This is a genomic window from Chitinophaga sp. 180180018-3, from assembly GCF_037893185.1.
In the GTDB taxonomy this organism is placed as follows: Bacteria; Bacteroidota; Bacteroidia; order Chitinophagales; family Chitinophagaceae; genus Chitinophaga.
Window position 1 is genome coordinate 6,324,156 of sequence record NZ_CP140772.1, and the last position, 16,514, is coordinate 6,340,669.

The 16,514-nt window shown below is 45.3% G+C and carries 17 protein-coding genes and 6 tRNA genes; 5 read left to right on the plus strand and 18 right to left on the minus strand.

All coding sequences use genetic code 11. The annotated features are described in order from the left end of the window. Positions 1-8: 8 nt before the first annotated feature. The 16 genes from rplK to UNH61_RS24745 all read right to left on the minus strand — a co-directional run bounded on the left by rplK (position 9) and on the right by UNH61_RS24745 (position 8,351). The gene (gene rplK, locus UNH61_RS24670; protein ID WP_326994687.1) at positions 9-452 is read right to left on the minus strand and encodes a 50S ribosomal protein L11; all 444 of its coding nucleotides are present in this window, start codon (positions 450-452) and stop codon (positions 9-11) included. A gap of 219 nt (positions 453-671) precedes the next feature. Then, positions 672-1,865, minus strand: coding sequence for a transglutaminase-like domain-containing protein (locus UNH61_RS24675; RefSeq protein ID WP_326994688.1), 1,194 nt, complete (start codon positions 1,863-1,865; stop codon positions 672-674). Positions 1,866-2,036: 171 nt separating this feature from the next. Beyond that, positions 2,037-2,603, minus strand: a complete 567-nt coding sequence (gene nusG / locus UNH61_RS24680) for a transcription termination/antitermination protein NusG (RefSeq protein WP_326994689.1) — start codon at positions 2,601-2,603, stop codon at positions 2,037-2,039. Beyond that, the gene (gene secE, locus UNH61_RS24685) at positions 2,604-2,804 is read right to left on the minus strand and encodes a preprotein translocase subunit SecE (RefSeq protein ID WP_326994690.1); all 201 of its coding nucleotides are present in this window, start codon (positions 2,802-2,804) and stop codon (positions 2,604-2,606) included. Positions 2,805-2,913: 109 nt separating this feature from the next. After that, positions 2,914-2,984 (minus strand) — tRNA-Trp (locus UNH61_RS24690). 121 nt (positions 2,985-3,105) lie between these two features. Then, positions 3,106-4,293, minus strand: a complete 1,188-nt coding sequence (tuf, locus tag UNH61_RS24695; protein WP_326994691.1) for an elongation factor Tu — start codon at positions 4,291-4,293, stop codon at positions 3,106-3,108. Positions 4,294-4,365: 72 nt separating this feature from the next. Then, positions 4,366-4,439: transfer RNA gene (locus tag UNH61_RS24700), tRNA-Lys, on the minus strand. A 116-nt stretch (positions 4,440-4,555) separates the two neighbouring features. Further along, positions 4,556-4,627 (minus strand) — tRNA-Thr (locus tag UNH61_RS24705). Positions 4,628-4,648: 21 nt separating this feature from the next. Then, a tRNA-Gly gene (locus tag UNH61_RS24710) sits at positions 4,649-4,721 on the minus strand. Between the two features lie 172 nt (positions 4,722-4,893). Beyond that, positions 4,894-4,978 (minus strand) — tRNA-Tyr (locus tag UNH61_RS24715). Positions 4,979-5,036: 58 nt separating this feature from the next. Then, positions 5,037-5,110: transfer RNA gene (locus UNH61_RS24720), tRNA-Thr, on the minus strand. Between the two features lie 236 nt (positions 5,111-5,346). Beyond that, complete coding sequence (locus tag UNH61_RS24725; RefSeq protein WP_326994692.1) at positions 5,347-5,646, minus strand: HPF/RaiA family ribosome-associated protein; 300 nt, start codon at positions 5,644-5,646, stop codon at positions 5,347-5,349. A 150-nt stretch (positions 5,647-5,796) separates the two neighbouring features. Continuing rightward, on the minus strand, positions 5,797-6,735 hold the full coding sequence (locus UNH61_RS24730; protein ID WP_339070371.1) for a tyrosine-type recombinase/integrase: 939 nt from the start codon (positions 6,733-6,735) through the stop codon (positions 5,797-5,799). A 91-nt stretch (positions 6,736-6,826) separates the two neighbouring features. Next, complete coding sequence (gene rpsU, locus UNH61_RS24735; protein WP_145672416.1) at positions 6,827-7,024, minus strand: 30S ribosomal protein S21; 198 nt, start codon at positions 7,022-7,024, stop codon at positions 6,827-6,829. 72 nt (positions 7,025-7,096) lie between these two features. Continuing rightward, a complete protein-coding gene (locus UNH61_RS24740) occupies positions 7,097-7,423 on the minus strand; it encodes a cupin domain-containing protein (protein ID WP_326994694.1) in 327 nt (108 codons plus the stop codon). A 175-nt stretch (positions 7,424-7,598) separates the two neighbouring features. Then, positions 7,599-8,351: a LexA family transcriptional regulator gene (locus tag UNH61_RS24745; protein WP_326994695.1), complete on the minus strand. Its 753-nt coding sequence runs from the start codon at positions 8,349-8,351 to the stop codon at positions 7,599-7,601. A 109-nt stretch (positions 8,352-8,460) separates the two neighbouring features. On the opposite strand from UNH61_RS24745, the gene UNH61_RS24750 reads away from it, so the two are divergent. Further along, positions 8,461-8,907, plus strand: a complete 447-nt coding sequence (locus UNH61_RS24750; protein ID WP_326994696.1) for a hypothetical protein — start codon at positions 8,461-8,463, stop codon at positions 8,905-8,907. An 84-nt stretch (positions 8,908-8,991) separates the two neighbouring features. On the opposite strand, the gene UNH61_RS24755 is transcribed toward UNH61_RS24750, so the two are convergent. Next, positions 8,992-9,654, minus strand: coding sequence for an SdpI family protein (locus tag UNH61_RS24755; protein WP_326994697.1), 663 nt, complete (start codon positions 9,652-9,654; stop codon positions 8,992-8,994). Positions 9,655-9,966: 312 nt separating this feature from the next. Between UNH61_RS24755 and dinB the strand changes: the two genes are divergently transcribed. Genes dinB through UNH61_RS24775 form a run of 4 tightly spaced genes read left to right on the plus strand, consistent with a single transcriptional unit; the run spans position 9,967 to position 15,103 of the window. Continuing rightward, positions 9,967-11,175 (plus strand): DNA polymerase IV, encoded by a 1,209-nt coding sequence (dinB, locus tag UNH61_RS24760; RefSeq protein ID WP_326994698.1) that lies wholly within the window; start codon positions 9,967-9,969, stop codon positions 11,173-11,175. 9 nt (positions 11,176-11,184) lie between these two features. Continuing rightward, positions 11,185-14,136, plus strand: a complete 2,952-nt coding sequence (gene dnaE / locus UNH61_RS24765; protein WP_326994699.1) for a DNA polymerase III subunit alpha — start codon at positions 11,185-11,187, stop codon at positions 14,134-14,136. Between the two features lie 46 nt (positions 14,137-14,182). Then, positions 14,183-14,635, plus strand: coding sequence for an antitoxin Xre/MbcA/ParS toxin-binding domain-containing protein (locus tag UNH61_RS24770; protein WP_326994700.1), 453 nt, complete (start codon positions 14,183-14,185; stop codon positions 14,633-14,635). Between the two features lie 9 nt (positions 14,636-14,644). Then, positions 14,645-15,103, plus strand: coding sequence for an RES family NAD+ phosphorylase (locus tag UNH61_RS24775; RefSeq protein ID WP_326994701.1), 459 nt, complete (start codon positions 14,645-14,647; stop codon positions 15,101-15,103). Between the two features lie 49 nt (positions 15,104-15,152). On the opposite strand, the gene UNH61_RS24780 is transcribed toward UNH61_RS24775, so the two are convergent. Then, positions 15,153-16,475, minus strand: coding sequence for an aspartate kinase (locus UNH61_RS24780; protein WP_326994702.1), 1,323 nt, complete (start codon positions 16,473-16,475; stop codon positions 15,153-15,155). Positions 16,476-16,514 lie beyond the last annotated feature (39 nt).

Genomic DNA, 16,514 nt, shown 5'->3' on the forward strand with positions numbered 1-16,514 from the left:
TGAAACAATTAGTTTTCCCAGGGAGCTTTACCTTCTACAGTAATACCCATGCTACGAGCAGTACCTGCTACCATTTTCATAGCGCTGTCCAGGGTGAAGCAGTTCAGATCAGGCATTTTGTCCTGCGCAATTGCTTCTACCTGAGCCCAGGTAACTTTACCCACCTTGTTACGGTTAGATTCTTTGGAACCACTTTGAATTTTAGCCGCTTCCAGCAGTTGAACCGGTGCCGGAGGAGTTTTAATTACAAAGTCGAAAGACTTGTCAGTGTAAACTGTCAGCAACACAGGCAGCACTTTACCCATTTTATCCTGGGTACGGGCGTTGAACTGTTTGCAGAACTCCATGATGTTCACACCTTTGGAACCCAACGCGGGACCAATTGGAGGTGCAGGGTTGGCCTGGCCGCCCTTAACCTGCAATTTCACGTACGTTGCAATCTCTTTTGCCATATTTATTGATTTTTTTGGTTAAACGCCCCCGCAAAACGAAGGCTCCCAAAGCTAAAAGGAACTAAAAATAACCTTTTAAAGGGGATGCAAAGGTATATATTATTATGAAATTGTCAAAAAGTATTTGAACTTGGGCATCCTTTTTGCTCTGATTCAGATTTTTTTTACAAATCTATTGCATTACCCGAAAATATTCCTTACAATCCAAAGCTTACAAATTTACGACTTTTCATCAAACAAATCCTTTCGCTTTGCCTTTACTGTTTTAATATACTTACTAACGAAAGCCTGTTCTCCCCCCACCTTTTCTTTCATATTCCGGATCACTCCCAGCAACTCATCCACATGCTGTCTGACAGGCTCCCTGCTCCCCTCCAGGCCCAGCAATGTCTTCTCTGCTCCCGTCAACCGGCCTGCTATCTCATCTATCATCTTCCTTAATACCTGGTCCTTTATCTCCGGCTGGAAACCACGGTTCCTGAATGTTACATATTCATTATAAAGCTTTGCTATCTCGGTATAATCCCGGTTTACCTCATTAAATTGGTCAATCTGCCTGTTACCCATCTCAATCTCCTGATTGGAGGCCAATACCCGTATTGACTGTTGCATCCAATCTAATTCATTCATAATGAATGGATTAACTGCACCGCCAAATTGCGTAATCCTGGCTGCTGCATGTTGCAGCCGCTCCAGGCGCGATTGCCGCGACCAGGCAACAAGACTGTCGGCACAGCTGAAAACGGGGCGTTTTGCCGCTGCTGCAAAGCCACGACTGCCCAATTCATCATGCCGGAGCGGAAATAGTATCAGCTGCCACAGCGGGTCGAAGGGCATATGGGTTTTAACCGCTACCTGTGGTACCATTTGGAACCATTTCCAGTCGGTATGCTGTACAAAACGGCCGTTCTCCAATGTTCCCGCCCCCCAGGCGGGATCCGTTACTGTCCATTGTGTTCCGCTCTTTACGGCCACCCAATCGTGCGTACCGAGGGGCACCATACCATCGCCCTGCAGCGTATATCCGGTCACAACCACCGCATTGATGCCTGCCTCCCTGCAAACCCGGGCATACAACACCGCAAAATCTGTACTGAGGCCCTTCCGGGTGTGCAGGGTTTGCTGTATAGCGGCTGCCGTGTCGCGGTAGTTGCTGATTTCGTTCATACGTGCTGCATCAAAAGCAATGTTACCTGCCATCCAGCTGTACAATGCCTGCTGTAAAGCTGTACTGCTTCCGGTGTGCGTCTTCAGCCATGCGGCCATCGCCTGCGGCGATGTGGTAGCAGTTTCAGGGATCTGCACCGATGTAACCGGCAATGCCGGCTTAACGGGCATTTTTTTCCTGACCGGCTGAGCGCCGGCTTGTACACTGAGTAATAATCCGAACAATACGGGAAAAATCTGTTTCATATCCGGGTGATAGGGATTGCTCCGAAAAATATAAAAGGAAACTTAGAGGCAAGGGACAAGCTGATACAGCCAGTCATCAGTAATCTCAGTTTCATGGTTTAAGGAACTGACAAGAAAAAGCGCCCTGGACTTCCAGGACGCTTTTCCAATAAAGAATTTATGTTGAAGTAACTATGCCAGTTTTTCTACCTGCATGAAGTTCAGCTCTACCGGAGTAGCACGGCCGAAGATTTTCACGGTTACTTTCAGTTTCTTTTTGTCTTCGATCACTTCTTCGATCACACCATTGAAATCGTTGAACGGACCATCAATGATCTTAATAGTTTCACCAACGATGAAGGGCTCGCTGAGGGTCAGTCCCTGATCACTCAGTTCATCTACCTTACCCAGCATCTTATTTACTTCAGCTTTACGGAGTGCGATGGGTTTTTCTTTTCCAAGGAAGTGAATAACACCGGATACGTTACGTATAGCCTGTATTACTTCATCAGTCATTTTACCATCTATTGCTTCGATCATCACATAACCAGGATAGAAGTTCTTCTCGCGCATCACTTTCTTACCTGCCTGTACCTTGTAAACTTTCTCTACCGGCAGAAAGATCTGGGTGATTACATTACCCCAGTCGGAGCGACGTACTTCGATATCCAGATATTCCTTTACTTTCTTTTCCTTGCCACTAACAACGCGGAGTACATACCACTTTGTTTCCTGAGCAGGAGGATTGGCTGCATCCATTTATTTTGCTTTGAAGATTTCGTAATAATGCGTTAACACAAAATTGGCGGCGGCATCCATACCCCATACCAGTGCAGTAACCAGGATGGTAGCAATCAGCACAATCATAGTAGAGGACTGGAGCTCTTGCCATGTAGGCCAGGATACTTTGTACACCAACTCATGATAAGACTCGCGGAAATAATTTCTGACCTTATTCATTATATAAAGTTAACTATTTGTGGTCAATTGATTAAAGCCTAAAAATGGTTGACTTGTTTTATTTTGTAATAACAACAATTCAACCATTTAAATTTTTTTTCTAAACCTGCACGGGTACTAGGATTCGAACCCAGATCAAAGGTTTTGGAGACCCGTATGCTACCGTTGCACCATACCCGTGTATAAAGCCATTAGCGTTTAGTTGTTAGCTTTTGTTGCTTGTAAGCCAGCAAATATATAGTAAAATACTGACATTTAAAAGCTAACATCCAAAGCTAATGGCTTTTTATAAAGCAGTTGCTTATTTCAGGATTTCAGTTACCTGACCAGCACCTACTGTACGACCACCCTCACGGATAGCGAATTTCAGACCTTTGTCCATAGCGATAGGAGCGATCAGTTTTACAGTCAGGCTCACGTTATCACCAGGCATTACCATTTCAACACCTGCAGGCAGTTCAACTTCACCAGTTACGTCAGTTGTACGGAAGTAGAACTGAGGACGGTATTTGTTGAAGAACGGAGTGTGACGGCCACCTTCTTCTTTGCTCAGTACGTATACTTCGCATTTGAATTCAGTGTGCGGAGTGATGGTACCAGGCTGGCAGATAACCATACCACGACGGATCTGGTTTTTCTCAATACCGCGCAGCAACAGACCGGCGTTATCACCTGCTTCACCTTCGTCCAGCAGTTTTTTGAACATTTCAACACCAGTACAAGTAGATTTCAGTGGAGCTTCCTGCAGACCTACGATCTCAACGTTGTCACCAACTTTAATGCGACCGCGTTCGATACGACCAGTTGCTACTGTACCACGACCAGTGATAGAGAATACGTCTTCAACAGACATCAGGAACGGCTGATCAACCGGGCGGGGAGGCAGCGGAATGTAGCTGTCTACAGCTTCCATCAGCTGATCGATAGCACCAACCCATTTAGCATCACCAGCGAGTGCGCCAGTTGCAGAACCCTGGATAACAGGAACGTTATCACCGTCAAAACCGTTAGAAGTCAGCAGATCGCGGATTTCGATTTCAACCAGTTCCAGCAGTTCAGGATCGTCTACCAGGTCAACTTTGTTCATGAAAACAACGATACGAGGTACGCCTACCTGACGAGCGAGCAGGATGTGCTCTCTAGTTTGTGGCATAGGACCATCAGTAGCAGCAACCACCAGGATAGCACCGTCCATCTGAGCAGCACCAGTAATCATGTTCTTCACATAGTCAGCGTGACCAGGACAGTCAACGTGAGCATAGTGACGGTTAGCTGTCTGATACTCTACGTGAGCTGTATTGATAGTAATACCTCTTTCTTTTTCTTCGGGAGCAGCATCGATCTCGTCATAACCTCTCTTCTCTGCCAGACCCTTATTTGCCAAAATGGTGGTAATGGCAGCAGTCAAAGTAGTTTTACCATGATCCACGTGGCCGATGGTACCAATGTTTACGTGGGGTTTATCCCGCTTAAAGGTTTCTTTTGCCATTGTATTTTCTTTTTAGATGGTTTGTAAAGATTGTATTGATAGTTGTTTTAAAAAAACGGTTTTACAAACTTGTACCGCTGATGAGAATTGAACTCACTACCTACCCTAAATAAAAAAGGGTCGCTCTACCATTGAGCTACAACGCTAAGTTTAAATTTCGGAGTGCGGAATTTAACAAATTCGAATTCCGAAATTCGAATTTTACGGAGTTGGTTGAGGCGATTAAAAAAAACTCACTACAACTATCTTCTAAAATTCAATGAGCTGTTGAAGAGAATTGAACTCTCGACCTCTTCCTTACCAAGGAAGTGCTCTACCCCTGAGCTACAACAGCTTGAAAATTGCTAAAAATGCGAGCGGGAGACGAGGCTCGAACCCGCGACCTACAGCTTGGAAGGCTGTCGCTCTACCAACTGAGCTACTCCCGCATGTTTTAATTCACTAAGTTTCCGGTGGTATTGCAACTTCCACTTATAGAATTATAGAATAAAAAAAAGAGCTTCAAAAGACTGTTGTAGCACAGAAACAGATAATCTGTTTACTAATTCCCATTCAACAACTAAGTTCCGCATCTGCAAAGGCAAAGCGGAACAGTTGTTTTGGTGGGCAGGATAGGATTCGAACCTATGAAGACGTAGTCAGCGGATTTACAGTCCGCCCCATTTGGCCGCTCTGGAACCTGCCCAAACATTTCTTGATTTCATCATTCAGTTATTACAACAATCACTGAATAAAAATCGATGAGCCAGCAGAGGGATTCGAACCCCCGACCCACTGATTACAAATCAGTAGCTCTGGCCAACTGAGCTATGCTGGCATCTTTCAAAAAACATTATTTCAATGAAGATAACTCGTTGAAAGAGAGCGCAAAATTAAGAGATTTTTTTAATTCTCAAAATCTTTTTTTCAGTTTGTTACAGATATTTAAAAATTTATCTGCTTCGCTGAAAACGCCCTACCATAAAGAACTTTGCTACCTTTACCGACCCTCTTTTCGAATCGGGATGGCAAAGGTAGCAAAGTGATTAATATTTCCAAAATTATTTCAGAAAATTATTGAATTTTCTTTTCCTTTTTTCTCTTTACCTGGTTGACGAGAGAATCATAGGCAAGGTCGAAACTTTCTTCAAAGGATTTGGACTCGTGCTTGACAAATAAGTCCTGACGGGGTATTCGAACTCTGATCTCTGCTATTTTATCTTTGACCTGATGCGCAAAATTGTCCAATTTTAAAAATACATCCACACTGATAATCCGATCGTAAAACGTATCCAATTTCTGAATTTTCTTGTTCACGTGATCAATCAATTTGGAATCAGCATCAAAATGCACAGTTTGAATTTGTACGTTCATAGCACTAATTTTTTAAGTATTTAACAATCTGGGTTCCAATTAGTAAAGGACGGTCATAGGCATTCTCTATTTGTGTTTACTAATATAGTCACTTTTACAATTCAATGCTATTACACTGCGTAATTTTTTGTTAAAAGGTGAAAGTATGTACTATGCTTTCGGGTGCGCCTGCTTATATACCTTCTTCAATTGTTCAATGGTATTGTGGGTGTAAACCTGCGTGGCAGCGAGACTTGAGTGCCCCAGCAATTCTTTTATTGCATTCAGATCCGCTCCGTTATTTGCAAGATGCGTCGCAAAAGTATGACGTAATATGTGGGGGCTTTTTTTTCTGAGCGTGGTAATCTCATGCTCTGTGAGATATTTCCTGACGGTTAAATATACATACTTGGGATATAGCCGCTCACCGCTGTTTGGATGCACCAGCAGTACTCCCCCCTCAAATGATTCCAAGTGCAGGCGTTTCTGCTCCATATATAACGCTATCTGGTCCAGCAGGCGCCGGCTCACGGGGATGATCCGCTCCTTTCCTCCCTTACCCATTACTTTAATAGACATATTGCCGGCATCGACCCGAAGCTCCTGTAAAGAGATCAGTTCCGACAGCCGAATGCCCGTCTGATAGAATATTTCAAAAATAAGCCGGTGAGTAAGCCCTTCAAAATCGTCAGGAAAGATGTGGAGTGAAGTGACAGATACCGGGCTGATATTGTTTTCCAATGCTCTCATCCCCTTTTCTTCTATATACCCTGGCAGCCGACGACTGACTTTCGGTGCAATCACCTTTGCCATGGGAGACTGCCTGATGAGTCCCTGGCGCAGGCAATATTTAAAAAAGGATTTAAGCGAGGAGATTTTACGGTTTACACTTTTCGCGGTCATGGCATCTTCCATGAGGTGCGCCAGCCAACTGCGGATCATGACATGACTCAGATCTGCCGGCGGTGTTGCGCCGTAGTTGGGTGTAACGTAATCAAAAAATTGAAAGAGATCGTTGCGATAGGCGGTGCAGGTATGCGCTGAATATCGCTTTTCGAGCTGAATGTAGGAGATAAACTGCTCTGCTAAGGAATATAATGCTTCGTTCAACACAAAAAGATTGATGATTGTAAAGTTATCAAATAACCTCACAATCATCAAATATTTTGAGTTGCAATGGCTTATCGCCGATGCAATAGGATTAAGCGTCGAACTTACCGGTAGCCAACTGCTGCTTGTAAACAGCCTTCAGTACTTCGTTACGGCGTTTAACAGATGGTTTGGTAAAAGACTGGCGCGATCTCAGCTGCAGTAAAATGCGAGCTTTTTCGAATTTCTTCTTGTATTTTTTAAGCGCCTTGTCTATGTTTTCGCAATCTTTAGAATCAATGATCAACATAATATTTGCCTCGTATTTTTTAGGAACGCAAAGATAACATAAGATTTGTAAAAAAACAAAAGTCAACCAGAATTAGTCTTCTTCTCCCCCTTCATCCCCATAGAAGATCACCCACAAGAGCAGATCTGGCGTAAAATTAAGAAACCGGTGTTCAGCCCCTGCCGGAACAAAGAGGAAATCCCCTGCTCCTACTTTCACAACCTGTTCCATTAGCTGAAACTCACCGCGGCCCTGTACTACAATGTATATTTCATCCTGAATATGAGGTTCCTGATCATCTATTTCATCAGGCCCAAACATAATTCCTCTCATGGAACCGTGCTCAAACAATACTGCGAAATCATCGTAGCTTTTCTGCAATTGTCTTAACGACTCGGAAAAAGAAACATGAAACCTCATCCTATTGCTGATTTTACGTGTTCCTATAATTTAAGAAGAATTAGGGTATCCGGACACCGCAGTATCCATTTCCCAAAGAACACACAAAGTAGTGCAAACAGACAGCAGCTCCTTCCGAATGGTTGTTGCTCCATTCGTTCTTGAAACTGGCTTTAGCCGGCATCGCCCACTGCTATCAATCCTTCAGTTTCTTCTTCAGAAGACTTACCTGATCCTGCAGATGGCTGACCATATCAGCCAGATGGTTCACACTCATCCTGCTCTGAGGACCAGCCTTACTGATCACAGCATCTGACTGCCACAGTTCCAGCACATCTTCCATATCCACGTTATAGGCTTCGTACTGGATATTATCAGAAACCAGGGTTATTTTTGCTTTAGAGCGGTTATTCTTTTGTATCCTCTTAAAAACAATGCCCTCGCGGGAAGTAACCACAATATAGGTTTCGTTGTTTTTAATTTCTTCCCATCCATCCACTTTATGACAAACGATCACTGAGCCGGAAGTAACAGGTAACATGGAGTCCCCTGCAATCTCAAAGGCCCGGTAGTCGCCCGCACCCAGCATAGGCAACGTGAAGGTATTCAGCTCCTCGATGAATTCCTCATCGTTATACCCCGCAAGGTAACCTGCAGCTGCTTTAACCGGCACAAACTGGACAGCCTGCCTGGCTCCTCCCAGCTTCTGCTGGCGGCGCTTTTCAAGGAAATTGTCTTTCTGGGAGCCGAGATCCCGGCGTAGCAGATCATCAATGGAAACCCGGAACATGTCACTGACCTGCTCCAGTACTTCCGTACGGGGTTCCGCCCGCTCTTCCTCATATGCACCCAACAGGGAACGTTTAATACCGAGTTTGTCAGCAAACTCCTGCTGCGTCCAGCCTTTTTGCTTACGCAGATATTTCAAATTCTGGCATACTACGGACATAACCTAAATAATTTAGTACCATGCTAACAAAATTAGCAAATATTTTTATAATTAACCAAATATATTCGGGTTGCTTACTTATTTTTGCCCGGTAAAAATCCAACTTGATATGTTACATCTACACTCGTTTTTAAGATGGGCTATAGTACTGGCCGGAATATGGGCGGTTATCCGTTCATTGAAAGGTGTTACCGGCAAAACGCCATTTACCGGGGCGGACGCAAAAGCAGGGCTTTTTTTCCAGATCTTGTGTGATCTGCAGCTGTTGGTTGGTCTTATCCTCTTCTTTTTTGTAAGCCCCCTGAGTAAATCCGGGATGACTGATATGGGCGCTGCTATGAAAAGCCCGGTACTGCGGTTCTTTACCGTAGAACATGAAGTTATGGCAATTGTTGCCATTGCGCTGGTGCATATTGGTAAATCCAAAATAAAGAAGGCCGTCAGCGATGCCCAAAAACACAAACTGGGTCTGATCTTCTTCGGACTTGCCCTCATACTCATCCTGGCCGCCATTCCCTGGCCGTTTAGAGAAGCGCTTGGAAAGGGCTGGTTCTAGATTTTAGTCATTAACTTATAACAAAATACAACGGAGATCAGGTTAACTATAACCTGATCTCCGTTGTATTTTGTTATAAGGTGTTTATCCTTTATCCTGATTATATAGTCTGAAGGAATAAATATAAGGCAGCGCCGCCAATACAATTGCCGCAAAGAATATAATAAATACTCCGGTGATCAGCGACAGGAAGAACCCTGATATCATAATCACTACTCCCGCACTGACCCACAGATTACTGGCCATCTGATGCGTCCTGTTCCATACCTCCGCGCTTTGTAAAGTCCACGGGGTTCTGACTCCTACATAGTTGTTCGGTTTCAGTCTTCTCAGATAGTACCCGATCCCGGTAATCAGCAAACCTACTCCCACAAATGCCCAGCGTTCCATTACAAATGCCCGGCCCTGGCTTACCAGGAAGATGATGGCACAGGTAAAAAGTGCCTGATAAGTATGGATCATGAAACGGATCCGGTAATACTCTCTATGCTCTAACTCAATAGCAGAAGGCGCAACCTGCGCTTCATCAGCTTTTGGTATATAGCGGAAAAGAAAATAGATCAATGCATTGGTAAAAAACAGAAAGATCATCAGTAGCAGGAAATCACTTCTGGAACTTACTTCCTGAGATTCAGGATTGCCCGGCAAAGTAGTGGGTAAATAGTTCCAGATAATAGCAAGGTAAGCCATAGGAACCAGAAGTAATGCCAGGATCAGCAATTCCTTGGTTAAATCCGGTTGTTTCATTGGAGATAAGTTTAAAGGTTCATTTACTGCCTTTTTCCTTCATTTCCATTCTGTTGTCTATTACATACAGGACGCCAGATTTGTTGTTTCAAAGTTACGAAAATGCCAGTCAGGAAATTCTCAAGATTTTTTACTAAAATAATTAGTATTACTAAAATAATTAGTATTTTTACAGCCAAATAAAAGTGATTCCGGCTGGCAGGCCTGATGCCTTACTATCCTCCTCCCTCCGCCAGGTCCGCCATCCGTATCGCTTTTATGGTACCCTGCCCGTTCCGTCCTATAGTTTTGTTATGTGTAAATTTCATCATTATGATCACTTTACAGCAGCGCACCATAGCGCATTTTGATCTGGATTGCTTCTTCGTGTCGGTGGAATGTCAGCGCGATAACCGGCTGAAAGGGATCCCGCTGTTAATAGGAGGCAGTAGTGACCGGGCAGTAGTAGCCGCATGCAGCTATGAGGCCAGGCGTTATGGCATTCATTCAGCGATGCCGATGAAAACAGCGCTCAGGCTCTGTCCGCATGCCACCGTACGCAGCGGGGATATGGATCTGTACAGCACAAAATCCAGGGAGGTGACAGAAATGATTGCTGAACAGGCTCCCCTGTACGAAAAATCATCCATTGATGAATTTTACCTGGACCTTTCCGGGATGGATAAATTTTTCGGTTCTCTCAAATGGACCACAGAATTGAGAAAGTTGATCATGAAAGAATCGGGATTACCTATTTCATTCGGGCTGGCATCCAATAAACTGGTATCCAAAGTAGCTACAGATGAAGCCAAACCCAATGGCCAGCTGGAAGTGCACTTTGGCGATGAAAAAAACTTTCTGGCACCGCTGGCGGTAGAGAAGATCCCGATGGTAGGCCGGGAAACCGGAGCCCAGCTGAGGCGCCGGGGCGTGGAAACCGTGAAAACACTGAGTGAAGTGCCCATCTCCCTGCTTGAAGCATGGATGGGAAAATCCGGGATAGCGCTCTGGAAAAAAGCCAACGGGATCGACGAATCGCCGGTGGTGCCATATTATGAACAAAAATCCATTTCTACAGAAAGTACATTTCCTGCAGATACCATCGATATCGAATTTTTACACGGAGAACTGGTCAGGATGACGGAAAAGATCGCCTTTGAATTACGGCAACAAAGCAAACTCACCGGCTGCGTGACGCTGAAAATACGCTATGCTGATTTCGAAACTGTTACCAGGCAGATGAGCATCCCTTATTCCTGCGCAGATCATGTGCTGTTGGAAAAAGTGAAAGAACTATTCCGGAAACTGTACGACCGCCGGCAGCTGGTACGTCTTATCGGCGTGCGTTTCAGCCATCTCGTACAGGGCAGCTACCAGATCAGCCTGTTCGATGATAAACAGGAAATGCTTGCACTATACCAAGCTATTGATCAGATCAGGAACCGGTTTGGTGTGGAATACCTGGTGAAAGGAACCAACGTGGTTCCTCCGGGCAAAAATCTCAGGCCTGTTAAAGATATTATGCCATTCGTTAAGCCATGATCATTTTCCATGTTTCTAAATTGTAAGACATTTTTCAGTCTCCGGTACGGTACCATGCACGCAAAAAAGCTGGTTGAAATGGCTCATCAGCTGGGCATCGGCACACTTGCCCTAACCAATATCAATGCAACTCCTGATTCATGGGAGTTTGTAGAGCTTTGCCGTCAGTATGACATCAAACCGGTGCTCGGCCTGGAATGCAGGAATGGCGATACTTTCAAATATATCCTGCTCGCACGCAACCAGGAAGGCTGGTATCAGATCAATCATTTCCTTTCCCGACACCTGCTGCATGATATCCCGTTTGCTGATGATGCCCCTAACCTTCCACATACCTGGGCTATTTACAGCTGGGGCAACCGGCCACCGGCCACGCTTCGTGAACATGAACTCATTGGTATTAAACCCTGGGAGCGCAATAAACTATTCAGAACTGATACATACGCTGTCCGGGATAAACTGGTCATACTGCAGCCGGTAACTTTTCAGGATGATGAATATTATGAGCTGCACCGCCTGTTACGCGCCATTGACCAGAACATACTAATTACGCAACTGACTCCTGCTATGGCCGGGCATCCTGATGAAAGATTTATTTCTCCCGCCAGGATGATAGAACACTTTTCCACCTACCCGCATATTGTGCAGCGTACAGTGGAAGTGCTGGCCTCCTGCGATGCTACGCCCGAACTGAAGCCTTCTATCTCCCGTAACAAACAATTTTTTCTCGGCAACACCGCCGAAGATCGCAGGCTATTGAAAGATCTCGCATTAAAAGGAATGCAGGAACGATATGGCGATGAACATGCGGCAGCACTGGAACGCATCGAAAAAGAACTCGACATCATTTCCCGACTGAATTTCGAGTCCTATTTTCTCATTACCTGGGACATTATCCGCTTTGCCCGGGAACACGGCTTTTTTTATGTCGGCAGGGGAAGCGGAGCCAATTCCGTGATTGCCTACTGCCTGCGGATTACAGACGTAGACCCTATTGAACTGAATCTGTACTTTGAACGTTTTCTAAACCTGCATCGCAGCTCACCTCCGGATTTCGATATCGATTTTTCCTGGCGCGACCGCGACGAGATCATCCGGTATATATTTGATAAATATGGGCCGGAGCATACCGCGTTACTTGGTACTGTTACTACGTTTCAGACAAATGCAATCGTCAGGGAGCTTGGAAAAGTATACGGACTACCCAAAAAAGAAATTGATAAAATACTGGAAAATGATTTTAACATCCGGTTTGAAGCCGACAGTATTCATCAGAAGATTGCCCGCTATACCAGTATGCTGGAAGCCAGGCCAGCCTTCCCTAATCACCTGAGTATACATGCGGGTGGCATCCTGATCAGTGAGGCGCCCATTCATCATTATTGCGCTACCTACCTGCCTCCGAAAGGCTTTACCACTGCACAAATAGACATGTGGCAGGCAGAAAGAGTGGGCCTGCATAAATTCGATATTCTCAGTCAGCGAGGGCTGGGACATATCCGGGATGCTATCAATATCATCCGGGAAAACAGGCAGGTAGATATAGATATTCACAATGTAAAGGCATTTCAGGTCGATGAACAGGTGAAAAAAAATCTCTCCCATGTCAATACAATTGGTTGTTTTTATATAGAATCGCCATCGATGCGGCAGTTGCTGCAAAAACTGAAATGCGACAATTACCCGGCCCTGGTGGCTGCCAGCTCTATCATTCGGCCTGGTGTGGCACAATCGGGCATGATGAAAGCATACGTAGACCGCTACCGTAACCCTGATCAGGTGACCTATCTCCATCCGGTCATTGAAGACTTGTTAAAAGAAACCTTCGGGATTATGGTATATCAGGAAGATGTGATCCGGGTGGCACATGAATACGCCGGACTCGAACTGGCAGATGCCGATCAGCTGCGACGGGCTATGGGGGGTAAGTATCGCGATGCGAATGATTTCCAGCAGATTGAGAACAGATTTTTCAGTAACAGTGCGGCTCGTGGTCGCCCACTGGCAGTAACAGCCGAGGTTTGGCGGCAGATAGCCAGTTTTGCCAATTTCTCTTTTTCGAAAGCCCATTCAGCCAGCTTTGCGGTGGAGAGCTACCAGAGCCTCTATCTGAAAACCTATTTCCCTGCTGAATTCATGGTGGCCGTGATCAATAACTTTGGAGGATTTTATAACAGGGAACTTTATTTCAGGGAATTGCAAAAAACAGGGGTCTCGGTACATCCACCCTGTGTGAATAACAGCGATTATGTCACTAATATCAGGCATCGGGAAGTATATGTGGGATTGATCCATGTAGAAGGACTGGAGCAACATCTTGCCGAACACATACTGGCGGACCGGCAAAAATACGGGCCTTTCCGGCATCTGGAAGATTTCACGGACCGTATCAGTCCCTCGGTGGGACAGCTGGAAATATTGATCCGTGTCGGAGGATTCCATTTCTGTGGGCTCACAAAAAAGGAATTGCTGTGGAAAAGCAGCCTGCTGGTGAGAAACAAACAGCTGGCGTCTCACAACGTATCCATGTTTAGTACGCCTCCCCTCGATTGTACACTGCCGAAACTCGCCTACCATGCACATGAAGATGCTTTTGATGAAATAGATCTGCTGGGATTTCCTCTGCAGTCGCCCTTTGAAGTACTGCAACATGATCAGCGCGTTTATGTGCCCGCACGGGAATTCGGAAAGTATACCGGTCAAACTATACGAACACTGGGCTATCTGGTAACCACCAAACCTTTGCGCAGTGCTAAAGGAGAACCGATGTGTTTCGGTACCTTCATGGACAGAGAAGGTGCTTTTGTAGATACGGTGCATTTTCCTGACAGCCTGCGGAGGTACCCGTTTCAGAAAAACGGCTTCTACATATTGGAAGGTAAAGTAGTAACGGAATATGAAGTAACCACCTTGGAAATCAGCTACATGCGTAAAATTGGTTATTTTGAAGACAAACAGTGATAAAATACGACAAATTGTTGTATTTTTGTGACAAATGTCGTGTTTTATGAAACATGTAAAGGGATATCGTGTACAGGAGAATGCGCTGTTAATCGTAGAACAGCCAGGGGGCACCTATGTGGCCAGTAGTGGTTACTTTGATTTCATACAACTGTCCCGCACAGGGATCATAAAGAGAGCACTGTTGAACCTGAGCAGGCAGTTGTCTTTTTCCTTAACGGAACTGGCGCAGGTGGTGCATCTGTCAGAAAGAACATTGCAACGCTATGACGACGACGCCAGATTATCAGCCGACAGCTCTGAGCGGGCAATCCTGCTTTCTCAGTTATACCAGCGGGGCACAGAAGTATTCGGCCAGTTGGAGAACTTCAAGGAGTGGATGAGAACTCCGTTGCCAGCATTCAATTATCAAACTCCCATTTCTTTACTGGATACTACTTTTGGCTTTAAACTGATACAGGATGAGCTGGGCCGTATCGAGCATGGTATCTTCGCGTAGACTTTAAGCATGGAAGTATACAGAATAAGTAAATGCAACTACATTAATGATCTTAGTGGCACCGGCGCGCGGCTCTATGGTGGCCGCTGGAACAGTCCGGGGCATGCAATTGTGTACACCGCAGGCAGCAGGGCATTATCCGCCCTGGAAGTGCTGGTACATATTCCTTTGAAAAATATCATACAGGATTTCTGCATTGCCACCATCCATATTCCGGACGATATAGCTATTAAAGTACTGACCAAACACGATCTGCCTTCGGGCTGGCAGTCGCTGGCACCATCCCCGGAGTTACAGCATATCGGAGATGAATGGATAGATGCCAGCCGGTATGCGGTATTGAGGATACCTTCGGTGATTATTGCCGACGAACATAACTATCTGATCAACCCGCAACACCCGGAAGCAGCCAACATTACAATTACCAATACCCAGCCGTTTACCTTTGACCCGCGACTGCGGAAATAAAAAAGGCGCCTCCGTTGCGGAGACGCCCTGATGAATATTATATCGGCCGCTATTCCAGTCCGAACAAGCCTTTGTTAAGCACCTGCAGCGTTTTCTCTTTATACTGACCATTAATCAGGATAGAGATATTGTGTCTGCTGCCACCATATGAAATCATACGCAGCGGAATTTCTTCCATAGCATCAAATAGTTTGGTAATAATTGACGGCGTGGCTGCCACCTCGTTACCAACAATAGAAACAATTGTTTGATGATAATCCAGTTCCACAGTACCAAAAGGCTGTAATTCTTTCAGGATCTGATCCAGGTACTGCGGATTATCGATGGTAATAGACACTGCCACTTCTGAGGTGGTGATCATATCGATCGGTGTACGGTACTTTTCGAATATCTCAAAGATCTTACGCAGGAAGCCATAGGCCAGCAGCATACGGCTCGACTTGATCTTGATGGCGATGATGCCATCTTTGGCCGCAATTGCTTTCGCCCCGTTGCCATTGGGGAGTTCCGTGATGATAGTTCCTTTAGCCTCCGGCTGCATGGTATTGAGCAACTTAACCGGGATATTAAAATGCTGAGCAGGCCAGATGGAGGCCGGGTGGAGGATCTTTGCGCCAAAATAGGCCAGCTCCGCAGCTTCATCAAATGAAAGCTGATCGATCGGGAATGTTTTCTTTACGACACGAGGATCGTTGTTATGCATACCATCGATGTCGGTCCATATCTGCACTTCCGCCGCCTGGATAGCCGCACCAATCAGGGAAGCAGAATAGTCGCTTCCTCCTCTTTTCAGGTTATCTACCTCTCCTTTAGCATTACGGCAGATATAACCCTGGGTAATGAAGATAGTCTGATCTTTATGTTGATTGATCAGGTTAGTCAGTTTCAACTTGATTTTCGGAATTTCCGGCTCCTCATATTCATCGATACTCATGAAATCCAGCGCCGGTAAAATTACTGCGGGAATGCCAGCTTCTTCAAGGTACACGCAGAAAAGCCGGGTCGACAGTAATTCTCCCTGAGCAAGAATATCTTTGTTCAATGCTTCATTGAAAGAGATCTTCAGGATGATATTCAGAAATTCAAAGTGTTCATCAACGATCGCCTTGGCATTTGCGCGACCGGCTTCCTTCTTCACTAATTCATCGCAAAAGGTTCTGTAATGGCTTTCCAGCTTATCTATTTGCTGTTTGGCCTGATCTTTCTTGCCTTCTGACAATGACTGGCTGATTTCCACAAGGGCGTTTGTGGTGCCTGACAGGGCAGACAACACCACAATTTTCTGATCTTTATCTGCAGTGATCAGTTGCGCTACCGAGTGCATACGCTCTGGTTTTCCCACGGAGGTGCCACCAAATTTTAACACTTTCATCTGAATGTATATTTTTGCTTTTTGCTACCTGAAATCCAG

Coding starts and splice junctions, on each gene's coding strand:
- rplK (WP_326994687.1), bottom strand. CDS start 452: ATGGCAAAAGAGATTGCAACGTACGTGAAATTGCAGGTTAAGGGCGGC.
- UNH61_RS24675 (WP_326994688.1), bottom strand. CDS start 1,865: ATGAAACAGATTTTTCCCGTATTGTTCGGATTATTACTCAGTGTACAA.
- nusG (WP_326994689.1), bottom strand. CDS start 2,603: ATGGATGCAGCCAATCCTCCTGCTCAGGAAACAAAGTGGTATGTACTC.
- secE (WP_326994690.1), bottom strand. CDS start 2,804: ATGAATAAGGTCAGAAATTATTTCCGCGAGTCTTATCATGAGTTGGTG.
- tuf (WP_326994691.1), bottom strand. CDS start 4,293: ATGGCAAAAGAAACCTTTAAGCGGGATAAACCCCACGTAAACATTGGT.
- UNH61_RS24725 (WP_326994692.1), bottom strand. CDS start 5,646: ATGAACGTACAAATTCAAACTGTGCATTTTGATGCTGATTCCAAATTG.
- rpsU (WP_145672416.1), bottom strand. CDS start 7,024: ATGTTGATCATTGATTCTAAAGATTGCGAAAACATAGACAAGGCGCTT.
- UNH61_RS24740 (WP_326994694.1), bottom strand. CDS start 7,423: ATGAGGTTTCATGTTTCTTTTTCCGAGTCGTTAAGACAATTGCAGAAA.
- UNH61_RS24745 (WP_326994695.1), bottom strand. CDS start 8,351: ATGTCCGTAGTATGCCAGAATTTGAAATATCTGCGTAAGCAAAAAGGC.
- UNH61_RS24750 (WP_326994696.1), top strand. CDS start 8,461: ATGTTACATCTACACTCGTTTTTAAGATGGGCTATAGTACTGGCCGGA.
- UNH61_RS24755 (WP_326994697.1), bottom strand. CDS start 9,654: ATGAAACAACCGGATTTAACCAAGGAATTGCTGATCCTGGCATTACTT.
- dinB (WP_326994698.1), top strand. CDS start 9,967: ATGATCACTTTACAGCAGCGCACCATAGCGCATTTTGATCTGGATTGC.
- dnaE (WP_326994699.1), top strand. CDS start 11,185: ATGTTTCTAAATTGTAAGACATTTTTCAGTCTCCGGTACGGTACCATG.
- UNH61_RS24770 (WP_326994700.1), top strand. CDS start 14,183: ATGAAACATGTAAAGGGATATCGTGTACAGGAGAATGCGCTGTTAATC.
- UNH61_RS24775 (WP_326994701.1), top strand. CDS start 14,645: ATGGAAGTATACAGAATAAGTAAATGCAACTACATTAATGATCTTAGT.
- UNH61_RS24780 (WP_326994702.1), bottom strand. CDS start 16,475: ATGAAAGTGTTAAAATTTGGTGGCACCTCCGTGGGAAAACCAGAGCGT.